The sequence below is a fragment of the Crossiella sp. S99.2 genome, from assembly GCF_023094165.1.
Taxonomy (GTDB): Bacteria; Actinomycetota; Actinomycetes; order Mycobacteriales; family Pseudonocardiaceae; genus Crossiella.
The window spans coordinates 275614-299034 of sequence record NZ_JALMDK010000004.1; the positions used below are offsets into that span (position 1 = coordinate 275614).

General features: G+C 71.3%; 19 protein-coding genes. 10 read left to right on the forward strand and 9 right to left on the reverse strand.

All coding sequences use genetic code 11. The features are described from left to right. The first annotated feature begins 21 nt into the window (after positions 1–21). The 4 genes from MZC64_RS17070 to MZC64_RS17085 are packed head-to-tail and all read left to right on the forward strand — an operon-like array spanning position 22 to position 6962. Positions 22–1410 carry a helix-turn-helix domain-containing protein gene (locus tag MZC64_RS17070; protein WP_282105438.1) on the forward strand — a complete coding sequence of 463 codons (1389 nt, stop codon included), beginning with the start codon at positions 22–24 and terminating at the stop codon, positions 1408–1410. Positions 1411–1454: 44 nt separating this feature from the next. Further along, positions 1455–2804 carry a TIR domain-containing protein gene (locus MZC64_RS17075; protein WP_247757697.1) on the forward strand — a complete coding sequence of 450 codons (1350 nt, stop codon included), beginning with the start codon at positions 1455–1457 and terminating at the stop codon, positions 2802–2804. Continuing rightward, positions 2801–5761, forward strand: a complete 2961-nt coding sequence (locus MZC64_RS17080; RefSeq protein WP_247757698.1) for a DEAD/DEAH box helicase — start codon at positions 2801–2803, stop codon at positions 5759–5761. Before MZC64_RS17075 ends, MZC64_RS17080 begins: the two co-directional genes overlap by 4 nt. After that, entirely contained in the window at positions 5751–6962 is a 1212-nt protein-coding gene (locus MZC64_RS17085) for a hypothetical protein (protein WP_247757699.1), read from the forward strand. Before MZC64_RS17080 ends, MZC64_RS17085 begins: the two co-directional genes overlap by 11 nt. A gap of 45 nt (positions 6963–7007) precedes the next feature. Here the strand turns inward: MZC64_RS17085 and MZC64_RS17090 are convergent, their stop codons facing one another. Further along, positions 7008–7481 carry a glyoxalase/bleomycin resistance/extradiol dioxygenase family protein gene (locus MZC64_RS17090; protein ID WP_247757700.1) on the reverse strand — a complete coding sequence of 158 codons (474 nt, stop codon included), beginning with the start codon at positions 7479–7481 and terminating at the stop codon, positions 7008–7010. Between the two features lie 19 nt (positions 7482–7500). Here MZC64_RS17090 and MZC64_RS17095 point away from each other — a divergent pair, with 19 nt between their 5' ends. Beyond that, positions 7501–8346, forward strand: a complete 846-nt coding sequence (locus MZC64_RS17095; protein ID WP_247757701.1) for a helix-turn-helix domain-containing protein — start codon at positions 7501–7503, stop codon at positions 8344–8346. A 12-nt stretch (positions 8347–8358) separates the two neighbouring features. On the opposite strand, the gene MZC64_RS17100 is transcribed toward MZC64_RS17095, so the two are convergent. Beyond that, positions 8359–11154 carry a hypothetical protein gene (locus MZC64_RS17100; RefSeq protein ID WP_247757702.1) on the reverse strand — a complete coding sequence of 932 codons (2796 nt, stop codon included), beginning with the start codon at positions 11152–11154 and terminating at the stop codon, positions 8359–8361. Then, positions 11151–12923 (reverse strand): HSP90 family protein, encoded by a 1773-nt coding sequence (locus MZC64_RS17105; RefSeq protein ID WP_247757703.1) that lies wholly within the window; start codon positions 12921–12923, stop codon positions 11151–11153. The genes MZC64_RS17100 and MZC64_RS17105 overlap by 4 nt, the downstream gene beginning before the upstream one ends. Before the next feature lie 42 nt (positions 12924–12965). Between MZC64_RS17105 and MZC64_RS48695 the strand changes: the two genes are divergently transcribed. Together MZC64_RS48695 and MZC64_RS17115 are read left to right on the forward strand one after the other, a co-directional pair. Continuing rightward, a complete protein-coding gene (locus tag MZC64_RS48695; protein ID WP_247757704.1) occupies positions 12966–13799 on the forward strand; it encodes a GNAT family N-acetyltransferase in 834 nt (277 codons plus the stop codon). 33 nt (positions 13800–13832) lie between these two features. Beyond that, positions 13833–14156, forward strand: coding sequence for a hypothetical protein (locus tag MZC64_RS17115; protein WP_247757705.1), 324 nt, complete (start codon positions 13833–13835; stop codon positions 14154–14156). Here MZC64_RS17115 and MZC64_RS17120 read toward each other — a convergent pair. From MZC64_RS17120 to MZC64_RS17130, 3 genes are all read right to left on the reverse strand, one after another. Next, positions 14153–14986, reverse strand: a complete 834-nt coding sequence (locus tag MZC64_RS17120) for a hypothetical protein (protein ID WP_247757706.1) — start codon at positions 14984–14986, stop codon at positions 14153–14155. The genes MZC64_RS17115 and MZC64_RS17120 overlap by 4 nt on opposite strands. Then, positions 14983–16002 (reverse strand): helix-turn-helix transcriptional regulator, encoded by a 1020-nt coding sequence (locus tag MZC64_RS17125; RefSeq protein ID WP_247757707.1) that lies wholly within the window; start codon positions 16000–16002, stop codon positions 14983–14985. The genes MZC64_RS17120 and MZC64_RS17125 overlap by 4 nt, the downstream gene beginning before the upstream one ends. An 84-nt stretch (positions 16003–16086) precedes the next feature. Then, positions 16087–17043 (reverse strand): M28 family peptidase, encoded by a 957-nt coding sequence (locus MZC64_RS17130; RefSeq protein ID WP_247757708.1) that lies wholly within the window; start codon positions 17041–17043, stop codon positions 16087–16089. A gap of 148 nt (positions 17044–17191) precedes the next feature. Here MZC64_RS17130 and MZC64_RS47850 point away from each other — a divergent pair, with 148 nt between their 5' ends. Together MZC64_RS47850 and MZC64_RS17145 are read left to right on the forward strand one after the other, a co-directional pair. Then, the gene (locus MZC64_RS47850) at positions 17192–18154 is read left to right on the forward strand and encodes a M28 family metallopeptidase (RefSeq protein WP_282105440.1); all 963 of its coding nucleotides are present in this window, start codon (positions 17192–17194) and stop codon (positions 18152–18154) included. Between the two features lie 65 nt (positions 18155–18219). After that, a complete protein-coding gene (locus MZC64_RS17145; RefSeq protein WP_247757709.1) occupies positions 18220–19701 on the forward strand; it encodes an SDR family NAD(P)-dependent oxidoreductase in 1482 nt (493 codons plus the stop codon). 13 nt (positions 19702–19714) lie between these two features. Here MZC64_RS17145 and MZC64_RS17150 read toward each other — a convergent pair whose 3' ends face one another. Further along, entirely contained in the window at positions 19715–20629 is a 915-nt protein-coding gene (locus MZC64_RS17150) for a hypothetical protein (protein ID WP_247757710.1), read from the reverse strand. 113 nt (positions 20630–20742) lie between these two features. After that, the gene (locus MZC64_RS17155) at positions 20743–21111 is read right to left on the reverse strand and encodes a hypothetical protein (RefSeq protein ID WP_247757711.1); all 369 of its coding nucleotides are present in this window, start codon (positions 21109–21111) and stop codon (positions 20743–20745) included. 652 nt (positions 21112–21763) lie between these two features. Here MZC64_RS17155 and MZC64_RS17160 point away from each other — a divergent pair. Next, on the forward strand, positions 21764–22081 hold the full coding sequence (locus MZC64_RS17160; RefSeq protein WP_247757712.1) for a hypothetical protein: 318 nt from the start codon (positions 21764–21766) through the stop codon (positions 22079–22081). Here MZC64_RS17160 and MZC64_RS17165 read toward each other — a convergent pair. Then, positions 22053–23420 (reverse strand): tryptophanase, encoded by a 1368-nt coding sequence (locus MZC64_RS17165; RefSeq protein ID WP_247757713.1) that lies wholly within the window; start codon positions 23418–23420, stop codon positions 22053–22055. The genes MZC64_RS17160 and MZC64_RS17165 overlap by 29 nt on opposite strands. Position 23421 lies beyond the last annotated feature (1 nt).

Here is a 23421-nt window from a genome sequence, read left to right on the forward strand (position 1 = left end):
CTTCGGACCGGGCTGGTTAGGATGGGGAAACTCGTGCCTACTTTTCGTTGCCGCACACCAGCGTGCTTGTCGACCAGCCCCCTGGGGAGGGGTTTCCCGTGGTCGCTTCTGGTGGGCAACCGGAAACCGGGGGTTGTGGTGACACAGGGGGACAGAGCGGCCGGTGCCGAGTTGCGACGGCTGCGCACGGCGGCGGGGCTGTCATTGACGCAGCTGGCCATGCACACCCACTTCTCGAAGGGGTACCTCAGCAAGATCGAGACCGGCAGCAAGCGGCTGGGCGCCGAACTCGCGCGCACCTGTGACGGTCTATTGAAGACCGGCGGCACACTGACCCGATTGATCTCGCCACAGAGCACCGCGCAACCGAACACGAGTTCGAATAGCGAGTATCCGACGGAAATGAGCCTTGTCCGCGGCGAAGCCCCCTCCCCTGAGGTAAACCGCCGCGAGGCGCTGCTACTGCTCGCCATCAGCCCGTTGCTTGGCGGTGGACGCCGAGATCCAGCCGAGCCGGACGTGACGCTGGACTACTTCACCGGGCTGCTCGACCACGATCGGAAGTACGGCCAACGGGCTGCCGCGCCCGAGGTGCTCCGGAGTGTGGGAACGCACCTGAAACTGCTACGGGAGCGGACCGGTGCGATGCGGGCCGTCCCACGCGAGCTGATCCTGCTGGACGCGCGCTACAGCGAGTTCGCGGGCTGGATGGCCCAGGAGGCCGGCGCCGACAAGGAGGCCAGGGAGTGGACCGCGGCGGCGGCCAGCACGGCGGCCAGCGCGGGAGACCATGACATGGCCGATTACGCGCTGGTACGGCAGGCGCTGGTCGAACTGTACGCCGGCCGCGCCCGCCAGACCGTCGCGCTGGCCCGCCAGGCCCAGCGGCGTGCACAGACACCCCCGCGCATCCTCGCCCTCGCCGCGCAACGGGAGGCACAGGGCCATGCCCTGCTCGGCGACTACGACAGCTGCCGCCGAGCGCTGGAGCGGGCCGAGCAGTCCTTCGCCGAGGACGCCACCCGGCCGTTGCCCGGACCGGTGATCGGCACCCAGAGCGTGACCAATCCGGTCGGCATGGTCACCGGCTGGTGCCTGACCGACCTCGGCAAGCACACCGAGGCCGCCGAGATCCTGGACCGTGAGCTGGGCAAGGTCGCCCCGGACGCACTGCGGACCCGGGTCCGCTTCGGGGTACGGCTGGCGCTGGCGCACGCCAGGGCCGGCGAGTTGGATCATGCCTGCGAGCTGACCGAACAGCTGCTGGACGGGGCGGACCTGCTCGCCTCGGCGACGGTCGCCGCCGATCTGGGCAACCTCCGGCAGGCCCTGCACCGGCGGACCAGCCACCAGCGCGGCCTGCGGCTGGCCACGGACATCAGCCATGTCATCCACGCCGCACCGCACTGATCACCCGCCCAGCACGGCGCACGAACCCCGGAACCGGTGAGCACGTGAACGCGATCTTCATCAACTACCGCAAGACCGACATGCCCTGGGCGGACAAGCTCATCGATGAGGTGCTGTCCGGGCGATTCGGCCGGACGAAGATCTTCCGTGCCACCCGCTCGATCGCGCCGGGCGAGGAATTCGACCCGGCGATCATGGCGAACCTGCGGCACGCCCAGGTCGTGCTGGCGATGATCGGCCGCGACTGGAGCACCGCCACCGACTCCAACGGGCGCAGGCTTGACGACCCCGCGGACTGGGTGCGGCGGGAGCTGCTGGAGGCTCGCACCCACCGGATCCCGGTCATCCCAGTGCTGGACCGGGACAACCGGCTCAGCGCCGCCGAACTGCCCGAGGTGTTGCACTGGCTGGCCGATCTGCAGTCGGTGCGCATCCGCTCGGCCTCGTGGGACATCGACAAGAGGCTGTTGTTCGAGGCCATCGAACGGCACGCTCCCGCCCTCCGCCGGTCCTCGCCGTCACCGGCTCCGCGACCGGCCCTGCCCGAACTTGATCAGCCCTGGGCGCCGGGCGTCGAGGTCACCGCCGGCGGCCATGCCTTCGTCGTGCACACGGCCGTCCAGGAGATCACCGGGCGGGACGGATCCTGGGTGTGGCGGGACGCCGACGCCGACCAGTTCGAACCCGGACTGGCCCCGGTGGTGCTCCGTCAGGTCCGGCTCCGCCGCGCCGGCCCGGAGGTCCAGCACCGGCTGGCGGCGCTGGACCAGGAGGCTCGTCTGCTCGGGGATCGCCGCGTCACCGCGCCTCGCCTGCTCTCCGTGCTGCGCGAGCCCAGTGCCACCACGCTGGTGCTGGCTCGCCCGCACCAGCGAACATTGCTGGACTCCTACCCACCGGGCAGACCGCTGGATCCGTGGCGAACAACCGGTTTCCTCACCACACTGGCCAGGTGCTGCGCGGCGGTGCGGGAGCTGCACGAGCTGGGTTACGCGCATCGCGCGCTCGCCCCCGAGAAGTTCCTGCTCTCCGACAACGGACAGCGGGTGGCACTGCGGGATCCCGGCCTGGCGACCGTGCCCTGGTCCGCGAACGAGGGGCATCCGCACTACCGCGCCCCGGAACAGCACTACCTGGCCGAGCAGGCCGCGGACCAGCCACGGGTGGACGTCTATCAGCTCGCCGCGCTGGCCTATCACGTGCTCACCGGTCATCCACCGTCGGTCTATCCCGAGCCGCCACCGGCGAGTCACCTGGCCACTGGGCTGACCTCGGCTGTCGACCAGCCGCTGGGGCAGGCCCTGAGCGGCGAGCCCGCCAAGCGTCAGCCCTCAGCGGCCGGGCTTGGCCGGCAACTGGCCACGGCCGCCGCACGGCTCGGCCGGCTGGCATGACCGCGCTGGAGCGGGTGCACCTGCCGAGGGCGATCGTCCTGTTGTTCTCACACAAGGTGCAGACGACGGTCGAGCAGGACCGGATGAGCAGGCCGGGGCTGCCGCAGTTGATGGAGGTCCAGGCCGATCTCCGGGCGCGGAGCGGCGACCTGGGCGTCCCGGCCCGGCTGGAACTGAGCGGCAACCCCCGGCTCACCCTCTACGGCGCGAACTACGCGATCAGCCTCTACCCCAGGACCGGCTACTACCAGGTCGGCCACATCGGCAGGCTGACCGGCCGGGATCACCGCAACGTCGCCCGCGGCGCGTTGTTGTTGCACGCGCCGGACTGGCGGTTCCACAGCGACCGGCGACAGGCGCAGGCAGACGACTCGGACACCCACTGGGAGGCGCTGAACGCGGCCTGGACGCGGCTGCCGCACCTGCTGGATCAGGCTGACCAGGCCGAGCGGCGGACCGTGGGCGACGAACAGCACTACCTGTCCACTGTGGACAAACTGGTGGAGGCGTCGCGCACGGTGGAGATCGCCAAGGCCCGGCAGGGAGAACCCATGCTCTACCGGGCTGTCCGCACGACCACCGAGGAACGGCACTCCGCCAAGGGTGTGTACGAGTTCAACCTGCTCCGGCCGTGCCCGGTGCAGGTCGGCGAACAGGTGCGAATCCAGGACCGGGACCAGCTGCGCGGCCGAATCTTCCGGGTGGACGGACTGTGGCTGACCCTTCGGTTCGACGGCGTGGTGGACTTTCGCCTGATCCCGCAGACCGGCCGGCTGGAGGTGGCGCCGGTGGAGAACACCTACTTCACGCAGAAGCGGGCGCTCGCGGCCCTGCGGGACGGGAAAACCGCCAATCCGGATCTGTTGCCGCTGCTGGTGGACCACCGATTCACCCCGTACCAGCCGGATCCGCGGCCGGTACCGGGGATCCGGCTGGACGACGCGCAGCGGGAGGCGTTCAGCCGCGCCTGCTCGGTGCCGGACCTGCTGCTCATCCAGGGACCGCCCGGCACCGGCAAGACCCGCACGATCGCCGAGATCGCCGCCGCCTGCGCCGCCCGCGGTGAGCGGGTGCTGCTCACCTCCTTCACCAACAAGGCGGTGGACAACGCGCTGGCCGCGCTGCCCGGGCAGCTGCGGTCGGTGCGGGTCGGCGATGAGGACAAACTCTCCACGTTCGCGCGCGGGCGAACGGTCGACGCCCAGGCGGACACGCTGCAGACCTCGATGATCGAGCGCATCGACCGCGACTCCGGCCGGCTGCTGGCCATCGGTGAGCAGGTGCCTGGGTTGCAGAGCTGGCTGCGGCAGGCCGGCGAGCAGGTCAGCCTCGCGGAGGTCGCGGCGCGGGAGGTGGACCGGCTCTCCGGGTGGGCCCAGCGGCATGCGGACCAGCTTCGCGCGCCCCTGCTTGGGCAGCAGCGGGAACTGGACCACCGGGCCACCGCCCAGGCCCAGATCCTCAACGAACTGCGACCGTTGCTGGCGGAGGCGACCGCGCGCCGGGACCGGGCCGCCGAACGACTGGCGCACAGCCTGTTCCGGCCATGGCGCCGCTGGCAGCTGGCTCGCCGGGAACGCCGGCTGGATGTGGCCGGGCAGCAGGAGCGGGAGGCAGCACAGCAGCTCGCCCTGACCCAGGCCGAGCTGGCCCGGTTGCACGCGCGACTGGCCGATGTCGGCGCGGCCGACCCGGTGGCCTGCCAGATCGCCGCGGAGCTCGCCACGGCCACCGCCCGGTTCACCAGCTTCCTCACCGAGGCCGACAGCGGACTGGCCCGGCTGCGTCAGGCCACCGCGGGACTGTCCCAGCCGCCGCAGGTGTCGTGGGCCGATCTGTCGTCGTGGCAGCGGCACCTGGCATGGTGGGAACGGGAACTGCCCTTGCTGGGGACCAGATCGCGTCTGCTCAACGAGTGGCGCGCCGAGCTGCACGAACCCGCCGGACGACTGCATACCGAGCTGGTCCGCTACGCCGATGTGGTCGCCGCGACCTGCCTCGGCCTCAACGCGTCGCTGCTGCAGGAGCTGGAGATCGACGTGGCGATCGTCGACGAGGCTGGTCAGATCTCGCTGCCCACGGTGCTCGTTCCGCTGGTCCGGGCCCGTCGCGCGGTACTTGTCGGAGACCACCAGCAGCTACCACCGCTGGTGGAGCCCGAACTGAGGAAACTGCTGTCCGATCCGGCCGACGGGGACAGGCTGGATCCGCACAGCCTCCGGACGGTGCTGGCCAGCGCGTTCGAGTCGCTGTTCGACACCACACCGGCGGAGAACCGGATCATGTTGCGGGAGCAGCGGCGGATGCCGGAAAGCATCGCCGAGTTCGTCTCCACCCAGTTCTACGACGGGCGGCTGAGCTCCGCGGTGCGCCGGGTGCACCACGACCCGCTGTTCAGCCACCCGTTCGCCATCGTCGACACCAGCGACCAGCCGGAGCCGGAGCGGGCCGAGACCGACCTCAGCAGGGGCAAGGGCAGCACCATGGCCGGCTACCTGAACCACCTCGAGGCCAGGATCATCACCCGGCTCATCGCGCACGCGGCCCGGCGCGGCGAGGAGTGGGCGGTCATCGTGCCCTACAACGGCCAGGTCCAGCTCATCCGCGACTCGCTGGTCGCCGAACTGGGCAGTCAGCGGGCCGTGCGGGATCACGTCGGCACCGTCGACTCGTTCCAGGGCGGGGAACGGGATCTGGTCGTCTACGGCTGCACCCGGAGCAACCCGGACGGCGCGGTCGGCTTCCTCCGTGAGCTGCGCCGGTTCAACGTGGCGATCACCCGTGCCAAGGAGCAGCTGGTGGTCGTCGGCGACCTGATCGGACTGCTGCAGGCCAAGGATGAGGAGTTCCGGCAGCTGATGATCCGGATGGCCGAGCACGTCCACCGGCACGGCCAGATCCTGCCTTCGGCGGAGCTGCTGCGCATGCTGGAACAGGATGGGCACGATGAACAGTGACCCCAACGGTTTCCGGTCCCGGAAGCCACACTCGATCGGCCGCGCGCTGGACCTGTGCCTGGCCATTCCTGGGATCCAGCCCACTCGGTGTCTGTCGATGCTGTACCCGCTGTGGGAGGTCGAGGTGCTCGCCGAGGTGGAGTCGAAGGAGGAGTACGAGGTCTTCGACCAGTACGTGGAACGGGCGATCAGTGAGGCGGGGGTGACCACGGCCGAGGGCATTTCCGCCTTCTTCCGGATCGAGCCGCCGCTGGTGCTCCGGGTGCTGCGGTTCCTGCAGGCCATCGGACATGTCGTGCTGATGGACGGGCACTACCGGCTCACCGAGCTGGGCGCCCGCTCCCAGCGGGAGGCGATCCGCTACACGGTGAAGGAGACCAGGCAGAACCTGCTCTTCGACGCCTTGAGTCTCACCCCGCTCACCCGCGAGCACCAGGCCGGGGAGATCCGCACCTTCGACCGGCGCGCGGTGCTCGCGGAGAATGAGGACCTCAGGTACTTCCAGCTGCTGACCGCGGGAGTGCTCAACGGACGCGTGGCCTTCGACCCGGCCGCACTGCGGGCGTTGGAGAACCTGCCGGAGCGGGACGAGCACAACCTGCCGCGCACACTGCGGAACCTGCGGCTGGTCAAGGCGTGGGAGGTCTACCTGCCGCTGCATCTGGTGGAGACGGTCACCGACCGCGGCGACACCAGGCTGCTGGCCATCAGCCAGCTCCCCGGCGGGCCGGACGACCTGCTGAGCCGGTTGTGCGACTCCCAGACCGAGGTCCGCAACCTGTTCAACAGCGAACCCGAGGCCGATCCGGAGGATGTCCTGGTGAGCTGGCTGGACCGCCAGGGGCTGCCCACGACCGACGTGCTGACCCAGCTGCCCAACGGCGTGTGGCGGGCGACTCTGCCCGAGGACATGTTCAACTCGAACAGCCTCAGGCCGACCCGCATCGGAAGGTTCCAGCAGACCAAGGGCCGGTTCATGCAGATCTGGTGCGACAAACTCGCCCAGCGCAGACTGGCCGCGCTGGAGCGCGGGCTGTGGCTGATCCAGTCTCGGCTCAAACGCCTCGATGATCTCCAGGCGGGGCTGGACCGGCTGACCGAACAGCTGGAGATCGACAGGCTGACCGTGTCCGATCTCAAGGACCACGCGGTGGCCACCGGCAAGGTCAAGGAGACGTTGCGGATCGACTCGCTGAGCTGAGTCCGCTCGGTGTCGGCTCACGCGTGGTCCCGGCGATCGGCCCGGTCAGCCGTTGGTCCATTCCAGGGCCGCGGCGGCGATTTCCTCATCCGGGACGTCGCGGTCGTGCCGGGCGATACACCAGCGGATTCCCGCCGGACAGCGGAAAACACCCATCCGGTCACCGGAGAAAGCGTCGCTGACCGGGTTGACCGGGGTCGCGCCCAATTCGATCGCGCGGTCGTAAACCGCGTCCACCTCGGCGGTCCAGAAGGTCATGGTGAAGGCGTTGCCCTCGGCTGGGCTGGGCAGGATGCCGTAGTCGGGCATGGGTTCGCTGAGTTGGAACATCGAGTCGCCGAGGCGGAGTTCGGCGTGCATGACCTGGCCGTCGGGGGCGTCCAGGCGTTTGACCACCTCGGCGCCCAGGGCCTGCTGGTAGAAGTCGATGGCTTTGGCGCAGTCGGGGGCGGCGAAGAAGGTGTTCAGGCGCTGGTAGCCGGTGGGGGCGGGGCCGGTGGCGGCGAGGTTGTCGGTCATGTGCGGCATCCTGGCTGCCGTGCCGACCGACCGGCTTGGACAAACGCGACAGCTCGCCACGACGAGCGAGTACGGCGTGCTCGGGGTGCGCAACGTCGACTTCACCTTGACCCGGGTGCCGGCCTCGCCGGACCTGGCGCCGCTGGTGGAGCGGCATTGGCTGGTGTCCTGGGCGTTGCCGCCGGGTCGGCGGGCTTCGGTGACGTTGTTGCCGCATCCGTGCGTGAACCTGGTGTTCGACCGGGGGCGGCTGGCCGTGAGCGGGGTGGGCAGTGCGCGGTTCACCTACACCTACGAGGGGGTGGGGCGGGTGTTCGGGGTCAAGTTCCGGCCGGGCGGGTTCCTGCCGTTCCTGGGTGCGCCGGTGGCGGAGCTGACCGATCAGGTGCGGCCGTTGTCGGCGTTGTGGGGCGCCGGCGCCGAGGTGCTGGCGGCCGAGCTGGGGGCGGCGCGGGACCTGGATGACCTGGTGGCGGTGGCGGAGCGGCAGCTGCGGGCGCACTGGCCGGGGGTGGCGCCGGAGACGGCCGAGGTGGGCCGGATCGTGCGAGCGTTGCTGCACGACCGGGACATCACCAGGGTGAGCGATGTGTGCGAGCGGTTCGGCATCTCGCCGCGGTCGCTGCAGCGGCTGTTCCACCGGCATGTCGGGGTGAGTCCGAAGTGGGTGCTGCGCCGGTACCGGTTGCACGAGGCCGCGGCCAGGCTGGCCGAGGGCACTTCGGGGACCTGGACCGAGGTGGCGGTGGAACTGGGCTACTTCGACCAGTCGCACTTCATCCGCGATTTCACCAGGGCGATCGGGCTGACCCCGGTGGCCTACGCCGAGGCCTGCCGAGTGCGGCAGGCCCCGGTCAGCGCCTGAACTCCCCTGGTCTCAGCCGCGGTTGCGCCAGGGCCAGCGGGATGGCGGTGGGTCTTCGGCCACGGGGCCGATCTCGGTGAGCAGCTGCTCGATCTGCGCCCGTTGCGGCGCGTCCTCGGCGAGCTGGGCCAGTGCCGCGGTGAGCAGCGGGTGGGCCTGCGCGCCCCGGCCCAGCTGGACCAGCAGCCGGCCGCGCAGCACGTCAGCGGTCAGTGTGGGCTCCACCGCCCCGTCCAGGCTCCGGAACTTCTCGGCGGCGGCGTTCGCCCTGTCCAGGGCCGGGTTGAGGTCCTCGTCGGCGGAGAGGATCCGGGCCGCGTCGTAGTCCAGGATGGCGAGGTTGAAGACCTCCTCGGGGTCCTGGCCCAGCCTGGTGGCGAGCTGGTCGGCGGCGGCCAGGGCGGCGCGGGCCTGTTCGGGTTCGCGGGCCCAGTGCCAGGACAGGGCGGCGCGGCGGCGGTGGCCGAGTTCGCGCAGGGTTTCCTCGACCTGGCGCAGCACCTCGGCTGCGGCGAGGTGGCGCTGGGCGGCCAGGGCGTCGCGGTCGAGTCCGTCCAGGATGTCGGCGGCCAGGTCGTGCATCTGGGCCAGGCCGTAGGTGTTGTCCGTCGCGGTGCAGTGCGCGGCGACCTGGTCGATCAGGGCCAGCGCCGAATCGGGCTGGCCGAGTTCGCGGTAGGCCTTGTGCAGCAGGAACCTGGCCCTGGCGAGCAGGTCTGGGTCCTCGATCGCGGCGATGGCCTCCTCCAGGGCGTCGGCGGCCTCCTCCGGCAGGTCGACGGCCATGGCCGCGATGGCCAGGTCGATCCTGATCCGGGGCAGGGATTCGACCTGGTGCCGCAGGGCGTCGGCGACCGCGTCGGTGAGGTGCCGGTAGCCGTCGGCCTCGCGCTCCATGGCCATGGCCACCCGCCCGGCCTCGTGCCGGGCGTAGCTGCGCACGACCGGGTCGACGGCCTGGAACGCCTCGGTGAGCAGGGTGTAGCCGGCTTCCAGTTCGCCGGTGGCGGCGGTCAGGTTGCCCGTGGTGCACAGGTGCTGCCACAGCGCGCCGCCGGGCGGCAGTTCGCGGAGCACGGCGAGACCGCGCCGCGCGTAGGCGAGGGCTGCGGGGACCCCTTCCTCGCCGAGGGCCAGTTCCCTGTGGGTGGCCAGCACGAGCATGTCGGCGGCGAGTTGCCGGTCCAGGTGCCCGTCGGTGCGCTCAACCAGGTCGCGGGCGAGCCGGGCCGCGGTCTCGTCCTCGTCGAGGCAGCTGTGGCCGTCGACGAGCCGGGACTGGGCGCGGATCAGCGCCTCCTCGTCCCCCGCCGTGCGCAGCGCCTCGATGGCCGCGCGCAGCAGGGCCAGTCCCGCCTCACCGTCGCCGTCGTAGCAGTGCACCAGGCCGAGGCGGCTGCGGGTGGTCTCGGCACGCACCGGTTCGCCGTGCTCGGCGAAGAGCCCGAGGGACTCGCGCAGGCAGTGTTTGGCCCCGTCCGGGTCGGTGTCGAAGGTGGCCTGCGCGCGGGCGGCCAGGCGCCGGGCGCGCAGCGGCGGCGGCGGTTGCGGGCACACCTGGTCGAAGCGGGCCCACACCGCCGCGGCGACCTCGTCGTCCTCCCGGTGGGTGGCGGCTTCGGCCGCGTCGGCGAGGTCCTCCGGGGTGTCCGGGTAGCTGACCGGCGGCGGTGCGGCCACGGGCAGGCTGGTGGCGGCGCGGGCCGGGCCGGACAGCGGCAGGTGCTCGACCAGTGGTTCGGCGGACAGGGTGGCGCGGATCCGGTCGCCCTGTTCACTGCTGCCGTTGCGGGCGTCGAAGCGGGCGGCCAGGTCCAGGGCCTGTTCGGCGAGTTCGTCGCGCAGCGCGGTGGCCGGCCAGTCCACGGCGGCCCGGTCGCGGTGCGCGGGTCGGCGGACCGGGGTGTCCGGGTGGCCGGCCTCGATCACCTGGGTGAGCACCAGCGCGCCGGCGGCGGCGAAACGCATGGCGGCGTTGGGGTTGCTGGGTTCGTCGAGCCAGCCGAGGTGGCGGGTCAGGATGTCCAGGCCGCGCGGGTGGTTGCCGGTGCAGGCGCAGAAGACGAGGTGTTCGGCGATCAGGCCGAGTTCGGCGCGGTCGTGCTGGATCGCCCGGTAGGCGCCGCGGTGGGCTTGCGCGGCTTCGGTGAGCCTGCCGGTGCGCAGGTAGGGCAGCAGCAGGTCGGTGCGGATGCTGTGCGGTTGTTCCCGGCAGTTGAGCTGCCCGGTGAGCACTGGCAGCGCGGCGGCCACCGCGTCCTCGTCCCGGCCGAGCCAGACCAGGTGGTTGATCTTGCCGTTGGGTTCGCAGCCGACACAGTCGGAGAGTTCGCCGCGCGGGCTGGCGTCCCAGAGCCGGAACTGTTCGGCCGCGGTGTCCCGGTCGCCGATGTGCCGGGCGAGCATTTCCCGGTACTGGTGCACGGGATTCAGGCCGTGTCCGGCGAGCCGGTAGCGGCGTTCCATGTCGTCGAGCACGGCCTGGGTCTGCGCCAGGGGGACTTCGGGGAAGTCGGCGAGGGCGCTGACGATGCCCTTGAAGTTCCAGAACAGGTGGTGGTCGAAGCGCTGGTCGCCCTCGCCGCGGTCGTAGGCGGCCAGGCACCAGGCGAAGGGCACGAAGGTCTTGGCCGGTTCGGCGCCGTAGCGGTAGGCCTGCAGGCTGAAGATCCGGGCGGCGTACTGGAGTTCGGCCAGGCCGAGCGCGTCGGCGTGCCGGATGACCTCCTCGACCGCGGCGGTGCGGGCCGGGCCGTAGGGCAGGTCGTGGCTGGCCCGCAGCTTGTCCTGGAGTTCCTCGGGGCTCACTGGGTGTCCTCCTGGGGCACGGCCGCGTCGAGCAGGCCGAGGAACGAGCGGTTGAGCAGGGCGGCGTCGGCGGGCCGGATCGGGTGGTAGCCGAGCAGCAGGGCCTGGCCGTAGAGGGCTTCCACGGCGAGGGCGACCATGGCCGGGTCGGTGAGCGCGCAGATGCGGCGCACCAGGGGGTTGCGGTGGTTGAGCACGAGTTGCGGCCGGTCCTCGGCGGGTTTCTCGAACGCGGCGAGCACTCCGGCCCAGAGCTGGTCGGCCTTGGCCCTGGTGGCTTTCAGCTCGCTCTGGAAGGCGGCGTCGCGGTCGATGAGGTAGAGCACGGACAGCGCGGGCGGGTCGAAGGCGCGCAGCGCGACCTCGCAGCCGAGCCGGTCCAGGGCGCGCTGGGCACTGGCCAGGAAGGGGCGCAGGCCGAGTTCGACGGCGGGGTCGAGTGGGGCGAGCCGGGTCATCACCTCGCCGGGTTCCAGGCGCTGTACGACCAGGTCGGGGTCCAGGGCGGGCAGTCTGGTGATGATCTCGCTGTCGTAGGTGTAGCCGCCGTTGACCACGGCCAGGCCCTGGGCGGAGGCGACCGCGGCGAGCTGGCGGAAGTCCTCGGCGGTGCTGGTGTAGCGGATCCGGCCGTGCCGGGCGCGGAATTCGCCGAGCGTCATCCGCCCCATGTTGGTTTCCACCGGCAGCCATTCGTCGACCAGCGCGAGCATCTCGTCGTCGTGCAGGGCGAGGGCTTTGACGCCGAGGTGGTGGATGCCCAGGAACCGGGCCAGCCGTCCGGGGTCGGTGGCGGCCAGGCCGACCAGCCAGCCGCGGAGCTGGGCGCCGAGGGCTTCGCGCACCTCGTCGAGGAGGCCGTCGTCGTAGAGGGCTTCGCGGCTGGCGGTGGGGCGCAGTTCGGTGGCGTCGACGACGCAGCGGGCGAAGAAGGCCCAGCCGGGCAGCAGGCCGTCGGCGCTCTCGGTGAGCAGCATGCCTTTGAGGTAGACGCGGTGTCCGGCGCGTTCGGCCGGGTTGGCCTGGAACGGCAGCACGTAGGCCACGCCGGTGAGCCCGGCCTGGGGCACGTCGAGTTCGACCGCGTCGAAGGGGGTGAAGCCGACGGTGTCCTGGGCGTAGCCGACCAGATCGGCCAGCCGCTGTCCCGCCGGCCGGTCGTCGGCGCGCCAGGGCGGCCCGTCCCCTGCGACCCGCGCTCCCCCGACGGTGATCGGGACGGGCAGCATCGAGCCGTAGAGGGTGGCGAGTTCGACCACGGTGGGTCCGGCGAACCAGGTTTCCGCGCCGGGCCGGGCGGACAGGGTGACGGTGGTGCCTGCTTCGGCGCGTTCGGCGGTGCCGATCCGGTAGGTGCCGTCGGCCCGGCCGACCCATTCGACCGCGGGCGCGCCGGTGTGTGAGCGGGTGAGCACGGTGACCTCGTCGGCGACCAGGAACGCCGAGAGTAGGCCGATGCCGAACTGGCCGAGGAACTCGTGCCGGGCGAAGCCCAGTTCATCGCGTTTGGAGCTGCGGCCGATGGTGGCCAGCAGTTCGTGCACCTGGTCCTCGGACAGCCCGATGCCGGTGTCGGTGATGGTCAGTGTGGTGCCGGTGGTGTCGATCGCGATGGCGGCGGGCGCCCCGGGTTCGACGGCCCTGCGGGCGGTCACCGCGTCGACGGCGTTCTGCAGCAGCTCGCGCAGGTAGACCCGCGGGCTGGAGTAGAGGTGGTGGCTGAGCAGGTCGACCACGCCACGCAGGTCCACCTGGAATGTGCGATCCAAATTAGTTCGTCCCCCCTGATGTGCTCGGGCCATCCTAGGCCGGTGGACGAGCGCGACATGCAGGAACTGACGGACGCGGTGTGGACGCCGGGCGCCCGCTGGCATCCAGGTGAGCTGACCTGGTCCCGGTTGCAGCACCTCGGCCGCGCGCCGGACTGGCCGACCCGGTTGTGGCGGCGGGGATCGACGGTGCTGGCCTGGGGCTGGGTGGACCTGCCCGGCTCGCTGTACCTGCAGACCCGGCCGGAGTCGGCGGACCTCGTGAGCGAGGTGCTGGACTGGGCTGAGTCGGTGACTGCCGGAGGGCTGTCGGTGCACGTGCTGGACCGGGAACGCCACCTGGTGGACTCCTTGCATGCCAACGGGTACACCGAGTCCACTGTGGACGGCCCGTTCTTCCAGCGGATGGTCGGCGGCCTCGACGAGCTGCCGGAAGTCGTGCTACCGGACGGGTTTTCGCTCGCCGAGGCCACCGATCTCGTTGCCAGGGTGAGGATTCACCGGACCGCGTTCCACCCGTCGCGGGTCACCGTGGACAGCTACACCAACGTCACCAGGGCCTGGCTGTACCGGCGGGAACTGGACCTGGTGGTGCACGCCCCGGACGGCCGCCTGGCCGCGTTCTGCCTGGGCTGGCTGGACTCGCGGTCCCGGGTCGGCACGTTCGAGCCGGTGGGCGCCGATCCGGAGTTCCGCGGGCTGGGCCTGGCCAGGGCGGTGTGCCTGGCGGTACTGCACCGGATGCGGACGCTGGGCGCGAACACCGCCACCGTGCTGCCCAGGGGCGATGCCGCCTACCCAGTGCCCGCGCGGCTCTACGCCGGGCTGGGCCTGTCGCCGATCGGCCGAACGGTGGTCTTCACCCGAACCCGCTGAACCATTCCCGCTTCGGCGGACGTTGGCCGGAGCATGAGCACCGCATCGATCGCCGGAATCCTGGTCATGCTGCCCGCGCTGGTGGGGATCGCCATCCTGTGGCGGTGGAGCGGACCGGGCCTGACCGAGCCCAAACCCCTGCCCCAGCCCCGGGAACTGCTCGCCAAGGCCAAGCAGGCCCTCGACAAGCTGGCCCCGCCCCGACGTCCGCAACCCGCGCCGACAGTGCGGATCGGCGCGCACCGCAGCCGGGTGCCGCGGTACGCGCCGTTGCCCACCATGCATTCGGTGGCCGAGATCCGCGCCCGCGAGGACGCCGATCACCTTGCCTACTACCCGAGGTTGCGCCGCGGTTAGCGGCGGAACCGCCAGGTCTTGCTGTCGAAGGCCACGCAGATGCTCGGCGAGAGCACGACCACCCGCAGCGTGCCGTCCCGGAAGTCGTAGTCGATGCCCTCGACCTCGAAACTGCCGGAACACCCGCTCTGCAACGGCAACTGCCCCAGCTCCCGGACCACCCCGCGGACGTCCGTGCCGCCCAGCGCGGCGTCCAGATCGACCTGGAGCAACTGTTTGCCGGGACCGTCGGAGGGGCAGAGCAGCTGCGTGGCCGAGGTGAACTCGCAGCCCTGGAGGTTGCTGACGGTGCGGTCCAGCCGGATCGCGAAGGCGTACGGCAGGTTCTTGCCCGGATCGGTGACGGCCACCCCCGGGTTGGGGAAGACCAGCAGCCGGTTCATCTCACCCCACTCCCCCGACACCAGCCACCGGGCGTCGGGGGACACGGCGGCGAAGGAGTTGTTGATGGCCTCCCAGGATTCCAGCTGGTGCACGTACTCCGCCCACCGGCCGTCCGCGGTCTGCACCCGGAACATCTTGGCGCGCAAGGTGCTGCTCTGGTACGGCTCGACGTAGACGCCCGCGCGGGAGCCGGGGTCGCCGACGTGGTCCCAGCCCCTGGTGCGCACGTCCAGGGGGATGGTGCCGATGCCGGTGTAGCGGATGGATCCGTTGCCGTCACGGATGATCGTGGCCAGGCCCTGGCTCTCGTCCAGTGCGCGGGCGTGGTCGGAGCCGAGGGTCCGCCAGGGACCGACGTCGGCCGAGGCTGGCAGGGCGCCCAGGATCAGGGCGGTCGAGACGAGGATGGCGGTGGCGGCGCTGCGCAGGGCGTTCCTGCGGGTCATGCTCGCTCCTGGGGGACGGACGGATGGCGCGGCGGAGCCGGTTCGGACCCTACCCGGCCGCGCTGGCCGCGGTCGAGCATTCCGCGGTCGAGTAGTCCCAATGCGGCCGCGCGCAACCCGGCCTGGAACCGGCTGGTGGCGCCGAGGGTGTCCATCAGCGCGCGGACGTGGCGTTGCGCGGTGCGCAGGCTGACGCCCAGGCGGAGCGCGATGGTCTTGTCGGTGAGCCCGGCGGCGAGCAGTTCCAGGACCCGCCAGTCCACGCCGGGGGTGGCGTGCTGGCCGGGCAGTGGGGCGGCGCGCTGCCAGCTGTGCTCGAACAGCGAGCGCAACCCGGTCAGCAGGGCCGAGGCGGAGACCAGCAGCGCGCTGTCGGTCTCGTGCCCGATGGCCACCGGCAGGATCGCCCACCGTCGGTCGACCAGGCCCAGTTTGGTCGGCAGTCCGGGCAGCACCCGGATGCGTTCGCCGCGGGCCCGCCTGCGGTGCAAGGCGTCCAGCACGTGCGCGCAGTCCACATAGGACGCGTCGTAGACGGTCCGGTAGACCACGCCGGCGGCCAGTGCGCTGCGGGCCTCCTCGTTGGCCGAGCCCGCGACGTAGGGCGGCCGCTCGAACTGGCACACCTCGAACCGCGCGGCCCGTTGCAACCCGGCCCAGCGCCGCGCGATCGCGGCGTGCCCGCGCAGCAGTTCGACCGGCCCGTGGTTCTCCGAGTCGCCGGTGGCCCGGTCGTAGATGGTCATCAGCGCCGGGATGAGCGCGCGCACCCGGTGCAGTCGTTGGTGGTGGGAGACGATGTAGGACTCGATCGCCGAGTCCGGCGGCACCCGCGTCCAGCGCCCGTCCGCGGCGACCACCAGGCCGGCCTGGTCGAGGAAGGCAAGCAGGTCCGCGGTGTGCGCGGGGTCGAGACCGGCCGTGACGGCCAGTTCGTCGGTGGTCCAGGACGGGCGGGTCAGCACGATCTCGTAGACGCGCTGTTGATCAGCGGTGAGGCCGAGCACCTCCAACATGCCACACACTCCGAGCAGCAGGGGTACTCGACATCTACCGCCCCGGGCGGCGGGACACTACCCGCCGCCCGGAGGGTCACCCACCTACGCCGCGGCGGGTTGCCTGGCCGTGACCGTCGCACCGGCCAGCGTCCATGCGCCGTGAGCGGCGGCGTTGGTGGCCACGCCCATGACGTTCGCCGCGACGTTGGTGATGGTGTCGCAGCGCTGGTGGTAGCAGGGATCGCTGCCGCTGCCGATGCCGCCGACCGGGATGCCGACCCGGGAGAAGCTGGCGTGGTCGGAGCGGCCGCCGATGTTCATCGTCCGGGTCGGGATGCCCTTGCCGCGGAAGTAGGCCTGGAACATCTGCTGGATGCTCGCGTTGTCGTTGTAGACACCCCAGGTGGTGGTGGCGCGGGCGCCGACCATGTCGAAGTTGAGGTAGCTCTTGATCTTCGCGCGTTCGGCGGCGGGCAGCGCGTTGACGTAGTAGCGGGAGCCGATCAGCCCGAGTTCCTCCGCGCCCCACCAGCCGAAGCGCAGTTTCTTCTGCGTCACCAGCTTCTCCCTGGACACGGCCAGGGCGGTTTCCAGGGCGGCGGCCGAGCCGGAGGCGTTGTCGTTCATGCCGGGCCCGGCGGTCACCGAGTCCAGGTGGGCGCCCAGGAACACCACCTGGTTGGCGTCGCCGCTGGTCCAGTCCGCGGTGAGGTTCCAGCCGGTGGCGCCGTTGTGGGTGAAGGACTGCAGGGTGGTGCGGAACCCGGCGGCGTCCAGCTTGCCCTTGACGTAGTCGATGGAGGCCTTGTAGCCGGGCCTGCCGTGCGCCCGGTTGCCGCCGTTGCGATCGGCGATGGCCTGGAACTGCTGCATATGCGCCATCACGTTCGCGTCCGGGATATTCGGCGGCGCGGCATATATCGGCGCGCTGAGTATGCCGGTGGCGCGGGCCTGGCCGGTGCTGGAGGCCGCGACAGCCGGGGACACGAAGGAAAAGCCAAGCAGGGCAACGGTTGTCAGCGCGGTGAGGGCTCGCGAGACCGTCCTTGTCACAGGCATGAGCACGCTCCTAGAGTCCGGGAACCTACGGCCGCACGCTAGGTGTCCGGCCGACGGTCCCGGGCGGGCTGGCACAGATGCGGTGCGGCACTGGCGCAATTACGTCGCGGGCCCACCCGAGGCGTTGCGCCGCAACAGACTTCCGCCCATGCGAAGACTTCTCCTCGCCGTCACGGCCACCGCCCTGCTCCTCCCCGCCACCCCCGCGACCGCCACCCCCGGGATCCCCGCCACCGCCGCCCACAACACCTCCACCCTCGCCGCACCCGACATCCCGGTCGCCGCCGTGCAACGCCACCTCACCCGCTTCGACGCCATCGCCGCCGCCAACGGCGGCAACCGCGCCCACGGCCGCCCCGGCTACCGCGCCTCCATCGACTATCTCAAGTCCATTGTGGACAGCGCGGGCTTCCGCACCACCCTCCAGTCCTTCACCTATCGCGGCGCCACCGGCTGGAACCTGATCGCCGACTGGCCCGGCGGCGACGAGTCGAACGTGCTGCTCACCGGCGCGCACCTGGACAGCGTCACCACCGCCCCCGGCGTCAACGACAACGGCTCCGGCTCGGCCGCGATCCTGGAGGTCGCGCTCGCCGTGGCCAGGGAGAAGCCCGCGGTCAAGCGGCACCTGCGGTTCGCCTGGTGGGGCGCGGAGGAGCTGTGGATGATCGGCTCCGCGCACTACGTCAACACCCTGCCGGCCGCCGAACGCGCCAAGATCAAGTCCTATCTCAACGTGGACATGATCGGCTCGGTGAACACCGCCTACTTCGTGCTCGACGGCGACCGCTACCCGGCGGGCTCGCTGGCCATCGAGCGCGCGCTGAAGGAGTACTACGCCCGGATCGGCGTGCCGGTGGAGGACCTGGACATGGGCGGTCGCGGCGACCACGCCTCCTTCACCCGGTACAACATCCCGGTCGGCGGCCCGTTCACCGGCGCCGAGGGCCGCAAGACCGCCGCCCAGGCCCGCAAGTGGGGCGGCACCGCGGGCGCGCCGTATGACCCCTGCTACCACCGGGCCTGCGACACCGTGCGCAACATCGACGTCACCGCGCTGGACCGCAACACCGACGCGGTCGCGCACGCGGTCTGGTCCCTGTCCGGCTGACCGCGGCCGGCCGCCACGTACAGTGTTCAGGGCGGTAGCGGCGTAGCGGAACGGATTGAGCAGCGATGACGGCAAGTGTCGACGAGGAGATCGAGCAGGCGGACGGCCCCGGGATCGACCGGGACCGGATGGCGATCTGCCTCCAGGTGCTGGCCGAGGTCGGCGAACTCGACACCGAACACCCGGACGCGGTGGCCATCCGCCGCGCCACCGCCGGGATCTTCAAGGACGTGCGCAAGCGCCGCCGCCAGGCCAAGCGGCTGGCCGAGATGGACGCCGACCGCGCGGTGACCGCGGCCACCGCCACCGGCTCACCCGAGCGCATCGACGACGAGACCAGGGGCATCCCGCTGGTCTCCAACGCCGCGGGCGCCACCGCGGGCACCCTGATCCGCGCCCGCGCCTGCTACCACTGCAAACAGCGCTACAACCTGGTCGACGCCTTCTACCACCAGCTCTGCCCCGAATGCGCCGCGCTCAACCGCGCCCGCCGGGACGCGCGCACCGACCTGACCGGTCGGCGCGCGCTGCTCACCGGCGGCCGGGCCAAGATCGGCATGTACATCGCGCTGCGGCTGCTCCGCGACGGCGCGCACACCACCATCACCACCCGTTTCCCCAACGACGCGGTGCGCCGCTTCGCCGCCATGGAGGACAGCGGCGACTGGCTGCACCGGCTGCGCGTGGTCGGCATCGACCTGCGCGACCCGGCCCAGGTGGTCGCGCTGGCCGACTCGGTCGCCGAACAGGGCCCGCTGGACATCCTGATCAACAACGCCGCGCAGACCGTGCGCCGCTCCCCCGGCTCCTACGCGCTGCTGGAATCCGCCGAGGCCGCGCCGCTGCCCGCGGGCCCGCTGCCGGAGCTGATCACCTTCGGCCACACCAGCGACGCGCACCCCGCCGCGCTGGCCGGTTCACTGTCCTCGGTGTCGCCGAGCGAGGCCAGCGCCCAGGCGCACAACCTGACCGCGCTCGCGCTCACCGCCGGATCCGCCTCGCCGGAGCGGGTGGCCGCCGAGATCGCCATCGACGCCGGCGGCCTGGTGCCCGACCTGCACGATGTCAACAGCTGGACCCAGCGGGTGCACGAGGTGGACGCGCTGGAGATGCTCGAGGTCCAGCTCTGCAACCAGACCGCGCCGTTCATCCTGATCAGCCGCCTGCGCCCGTCGATGGCGGCCGCGGCGGCGCGGCGCAAGTACGTGGTCAACGTCTCGGCGATGGAAGGCCAGTTCAGCCGCAAGTACAAGGGCCCAGGCCACCCGCACACGAACATGGCCAAGGCCGCGCTGAACATGCTCACCCGCACCAGCGCGGGCGAGATGCTGACCACCGACCGGATCCTGATGACCGCGGTGGACACCGGCTGGATCACCGACGAACGCCCGCACCCGACCAAGATGCGCCTGGCCGAGGAGGGCTTCCACGCCCCCCTCGACCTGGTCGACGGCGCGGCCCGGGTGTACGACCCGATCGTGCGCGGCGAGGCGGGCGAGGACCTGTTCGGCTGCTTCCTGAAGGACTACGCGCCCTCGCCGTGGTGACCCGACCGGTGGCTCAGCAGGCCAGCCGGTAGGCCAGCCACTCGTCGGCGACCACCAGCCCGGCCCCGGCCAGTGCCTCGGCCAGCACCGGGTCCTCCAGCTCGCGCACCACCAGCCCGGAGACCTCGGCCCGCGCCTGCTCGATCACCGCGACCAGCAGCACCAGCAACTCGGCCGCGCTGGTGTCCCGGTGCACGACGAGTTCGACCTCGGCGGTCTCGTCGTCGACGAGCACCGCGGTGGTGAACGCCTTGGGCCGCCCGTCGACGTCGCGCAGGTCCACGGTCAGGTAGCCGGCCAGGTCGGCGCCGACCGCGTCCGCCACGTCGTCCACGGTCCATTCCCCGCCGAGCACCGCCGAGCACAGTTCCACGTACTCGGTGAGTTCGGCGTCGGTCGGCTCCACCGGCAACTCGCGCACCACGACCTCCGGCAGCCCGGCCGGCGGTTGCCAGCCGGCCAGCTCCAGCCGCCAGACCCGGCCCAGCTCGGCCGCGGTGACGGCCTGTACCGCGGCCGCCACCCGCCGATCCAGCCCACCCTCGGTGTCACACCACCGGACCCCGGTGCAGCCGGCCTCGCGCGCCAGCTCCACCGCGGCCGTGACCAGCACGGACAACACCTCGACCTCACTGGCCGAGCCCTCGCCCACCGCCCCGGCGACCCGCCGCGCCTCCCGCTCGACCAACACCCACTGCAACCCGGCATCGGTCTCCGGCAGCTCCGGCCAGAACAACTCCACCCAGCCGACGAGGACCTCGCCCCGGCGCGCGACCACCGCGCCCAGGACCCCACGGTCCTCCTCGTCCAGTTCAGGTTGCGACTCACCGAGGGTCTGGAACATCTCGTGCACCAGCCGCAGGTCGACGTGCTCGTCCCGCCTCAGCTCGACGGTCAGCGCGGTGGCGTCAGTGGTCCCGGTGCTCATGTCTCCCCGTTCGCCGTACCTGGGCCTGGCGCGAAGGTACTGGCGAGCGGGCCCGCTGACCTGCGGAACCACCCGGTGGGGCGGCCAACTCAACCCGGTCGGCGGCGCACGGACTACCGGAACGTCACGATCGGCGGCGTCCCATGATGCCGATCGGAGAACTGCCACTCGTGCCACAGCCAGACGTGCACACCCATCACCTCCCCGACGATCTCGGCGACATGCCCACGCACAGTGACCCCACAACCGAACGGACACTCCATGGCCAGACGAACGTCGTTCTGGTCGGTGGGCTTGCGCGCCCGCGGCGCCGGGGCAGGTGCAGGGGCCTGGCTCGGCGGGTGGGCGGTGGCGGGCCAGGGCCGCAGCGCCGGCGGCTCCGGGGCCGGCAACGGCACCCCAGGCTGGACCAGGCGCAGCCACGGCCGGGTGAGCTGGTGCCGGTCGCCAACCGGACTCGGCGGATTCAGGTTCCTCCCCATTTCCCCAACCCTGGGCGGTGACCCGAGGTCAAGGCAGGTTCCGGATGCGTGACTTTGTGGCGGGTTTGCCGGGCACAGGGGGACAGTGATGAGGTATGGCTAACACCCGTGGGAGTGAGTGCGATCCCACGAAAGCAGGTACGAGGAGAGTGGGGAGGTCACGCTGTGAACCCGAAAAAGCAGGAAGTGCTCGACACCGGCAACTCCGGCACACACTGACCGGGACCGGCGCACCTACGGCGCCGAGGCCACAGGGGGACGGCAAGGGGCCGCCGTCCTCTGGGCCGTTCCAGCGAGAACGCCAGGCAACACCCAAGGTGCGCACAACCGCGGATCAGTCGACCGACGTGCTGACGACGACGGATCAGCTCAACACCCCACCCGGCAACACGGCACCGGAGCCACCCCGTTGCAGTGAGCGCAAGAAAATAGCCACTCCCCACCCAGACCCCCACCCAGCGCCGAGACACCACCCCCGGCCCTGTGGAAACTGGTCCGGCACTCCTCGGACACCGCCGTAAAATGGCTGGCGCCCCACCTCACCACGCAACAGACCAGCGGTCCGAACCAGCACCACTTCGCCCCCACTTCGCACCCGCCTCAGGCGTAGCGACCCGCCACTTTTCACCCGTCCGAGCGACAAGATCCAAACATGAAGGCAACCAAAACCGGGGTTTCCGCGTTCCGCAGAGGAACGGTGGCGGCGGCGGACCGGGCTCCCCGGACAAGCAGGACGAGCACCGGCCACGCGCGCGGCAACCAAGCAGCGACCATCAGAGTCGAGCAGCAACCACCACCGGAGCCGAGCGGGGACGGCCAGGCTCCAGGCAGCCAGTCCGGTGCCTGCGGCGAGCGCGGCACCGAGCAGAACGGCGGCGAGCAGGACGGCGGCGGGCGGGACGCCGGTGAGCGGGACGCCGGCGCCGACCCAGCCGAGCGGATCAGGCGCGAGGCGCCAGCCGGCAGTTGAAGTGCCGCAGCAGCGGCGGGTTGTGCGTGAGCCGGTACCCCGGCACCCGCTCCGGATCCTTCGCGATCTCCGCCAGGATCTCCCCGACGTACTCGAGGTGGCTCTGCGTGTACACCCGGCGGGGAATGGCCAGCCGGACCAGCTCGTGGGGCGCGGGCTTGGTCAGCTCGGACTCCTCGTCGAACTCGCCCAGGTACAGCGAGCCCAGTTCGGCGCAGCGGATGCCGCCGCGGCGGTACAGCTCCAGGGCGAGGGCATGGCCGGGGAAGGCGCTGGGCGGGAGGTGGGTGAGCAGGCGGCCGGCGTTGAGGTAGATGGCGTGGATGCCGGCCGGCTGGACGATCGAGACGCCGGCGGCCACGGCGAGGTCGCCCAGGTAGCGGGATTGGTCGGCGCGGGTGGCCAGGTAGGCGGGGTCGGTGACCTCGCGCAGGCCCTGGGCGAGCATGTCCAGGTCGCGGCCGGCCAGGCCGCCGTAGGTGCGGAAGCCCTCGGTGGCGATCAGCAGGAGTTCGCAGCGGCCGGCCAGGTCCGCGTCACGCAGGGCGAGCAGGCCGCCCATGTTGACGATGCCGTCCTTCTTCAGGCTGGCCACGCAGCCGTCGGCGAGGTCGAAGGCCAGGCGGGCGACTTCGCGCGGGGTGTGGTTCTCGTATCCGGGTTCGCGTTGGGTGACCAGCCAGGCGTTCTCGGCGAAGCGGGCGGCGTCCAGGAAGAACGGCACCTCGTGGGTGCGGCACAGCTGGGCGACCGCTTCCAGGTTGGCCATGGAGACCGGTTGGCCGCCGCCGCCGTTGTTGGTGATGGTCATGATCACCAGGCCGACGGGGGTGCCGTCGGTGAGCACCCGGCGCAGGGCTTCCAGGTCGATGTCGCCCTTGAACGGGGACGGTTCGTCCAGGTTCTTGGCGGCGGGGCCGGGGAGGTCGAGCGCGGTGCAGCCGAGCAGTTCGACGTTGGCCCTGGTGGTGTCGAAGTGGGTGTTGCTGACGCTGAACTGCCCCGGCTTCAGCAACGCGGTGAACAGGATCCGCTCGGCTGCCCGGCCCTGGTGCACCGGCATCAGGTGTGGGTAACCGGTCAGCTCCTCGGCCACCTCGCGGAACCGGAAGAAGGAGCGCGCGCCGGCGTAGGACTCATCGCCCAGCGCCGAGGCGGCCTGCTGGGCCGCGGACAGCGCGCCGGTGCCGGAATCGCTGAGCAAATCGATGGTGACCACGTCGGCGGGCAGGTTGAACTGGTTGTACCCGGCCTCGACCAGCGCGGCCTCGCGCTGTTCCGGAGTGGTGATCGGGATCGGCTCGACAACCTTGATCCGGTACGGCTCCATCAACGGCATG

Excerpts from the sequence above, each read along its gene's own strand:
- MZC64_RS17070 (WP_282105438.1), top strand. The coding sequence starts at position 22 with ATGGGGAAACTCGTGCCTACTTTTCGTTGCCGCACACCAGCGTGCTTG.
- MZC64_RS17080 (WP_247757698.1), top strand. The coding sequence starts at position 2,801 with ATGACCGCGCTGGAGCGGGTGCACCTGCCGAGGGCGATCGTCCTGTTG.
- MZC64_RS17085 (WP_247757699.1), top strand. The coding sequence starts at position 5,751 with ATGAACAGTGACCCCAACGGTTTCCGGTCCCGGAAGCCACACTCGATC.
- MZC64_RS17090 (WP_247757700.1), bottom strand. The coding sequence starts at position 7,481 with ATGACCGACAACCTCGCCGCCACCGGCCCCGCCCCCACCGGCTACCAG.
- MZC64_RS17115 (WP_247757705.1), top strand. The coding sequence starts at position 13,833 with ATGAGCACCGCATCGATCGCCGGAATCCTGGTCATGCTGCCCGCGCTG.
- MZC64_RS17120 (WP_247757706.1), bottom strand. The coding sequence starts at position 14,986 with ATGACCCGCAGGAACGCCCTGCGCAGCGCCGCCACCGCCATCCTCGTC.
- MZC64_RS17125 (WP_247757707.1), bottom strand. The coding sequence starts at position 16,002 with ATGTTGGAGGTGCTCGGCCTCACCGCTGATCAACAGCGCGTCTACGAG.
- MZC64_RS17130 (WP_247757708.1), bottom strand. The coding sequence starts at position 17,043 with ATGCCTGTGACAAGGACGGTCTCGCGAGCCCTCACCGCGCTGACAACC.
- MZC64_RS47850 (WP_282105440.1), top strand. The coding sequence starts at position 17,192 with ATGCGAAGACTTCTCCTCGCCGTCACGGCCACCGCCCTGCTCCTCCCC.
- MZC64_RS17145 (WP_247757709.1), top strand. The coding sequence starts at position 18,220 with ATGACGGCAAGTGTCGACGAGGAGATCGAGCAGGCGGACGGCCCCGGG.
- MZC64_RS17150 (WP_247757710.1), bottom strand. The coding sequence starts at position 20,629 with ATGAGCACCGGGACCACTGACGCCACCGCGCTGACCGTCGAGCTGAGG.
- MZC64_RS17155 (WP_247757711.1), bottom strand. The coding sequence starts at position 21,111 with ATGGGGAGGAACCTGAATCCGCCGAGTCCGGTTGGCGACCGGCACCAG.
- MZC64_RS17160 (WP_247757712.1), top strand. The coding sequence starts at position 21,764 with ATGAAGGCAACCAAAACCGGGGTTTCCGCGTTCCGCAGAGGAACGGTG.
- MZC64_RS17165 (WP_247757713.1), bottom strand. The coding sequence starts at position 23,420 with ATGCCGTTGATGGAGCCGTACCGGATCAAGGTTGTCGAGCCGATCCCG.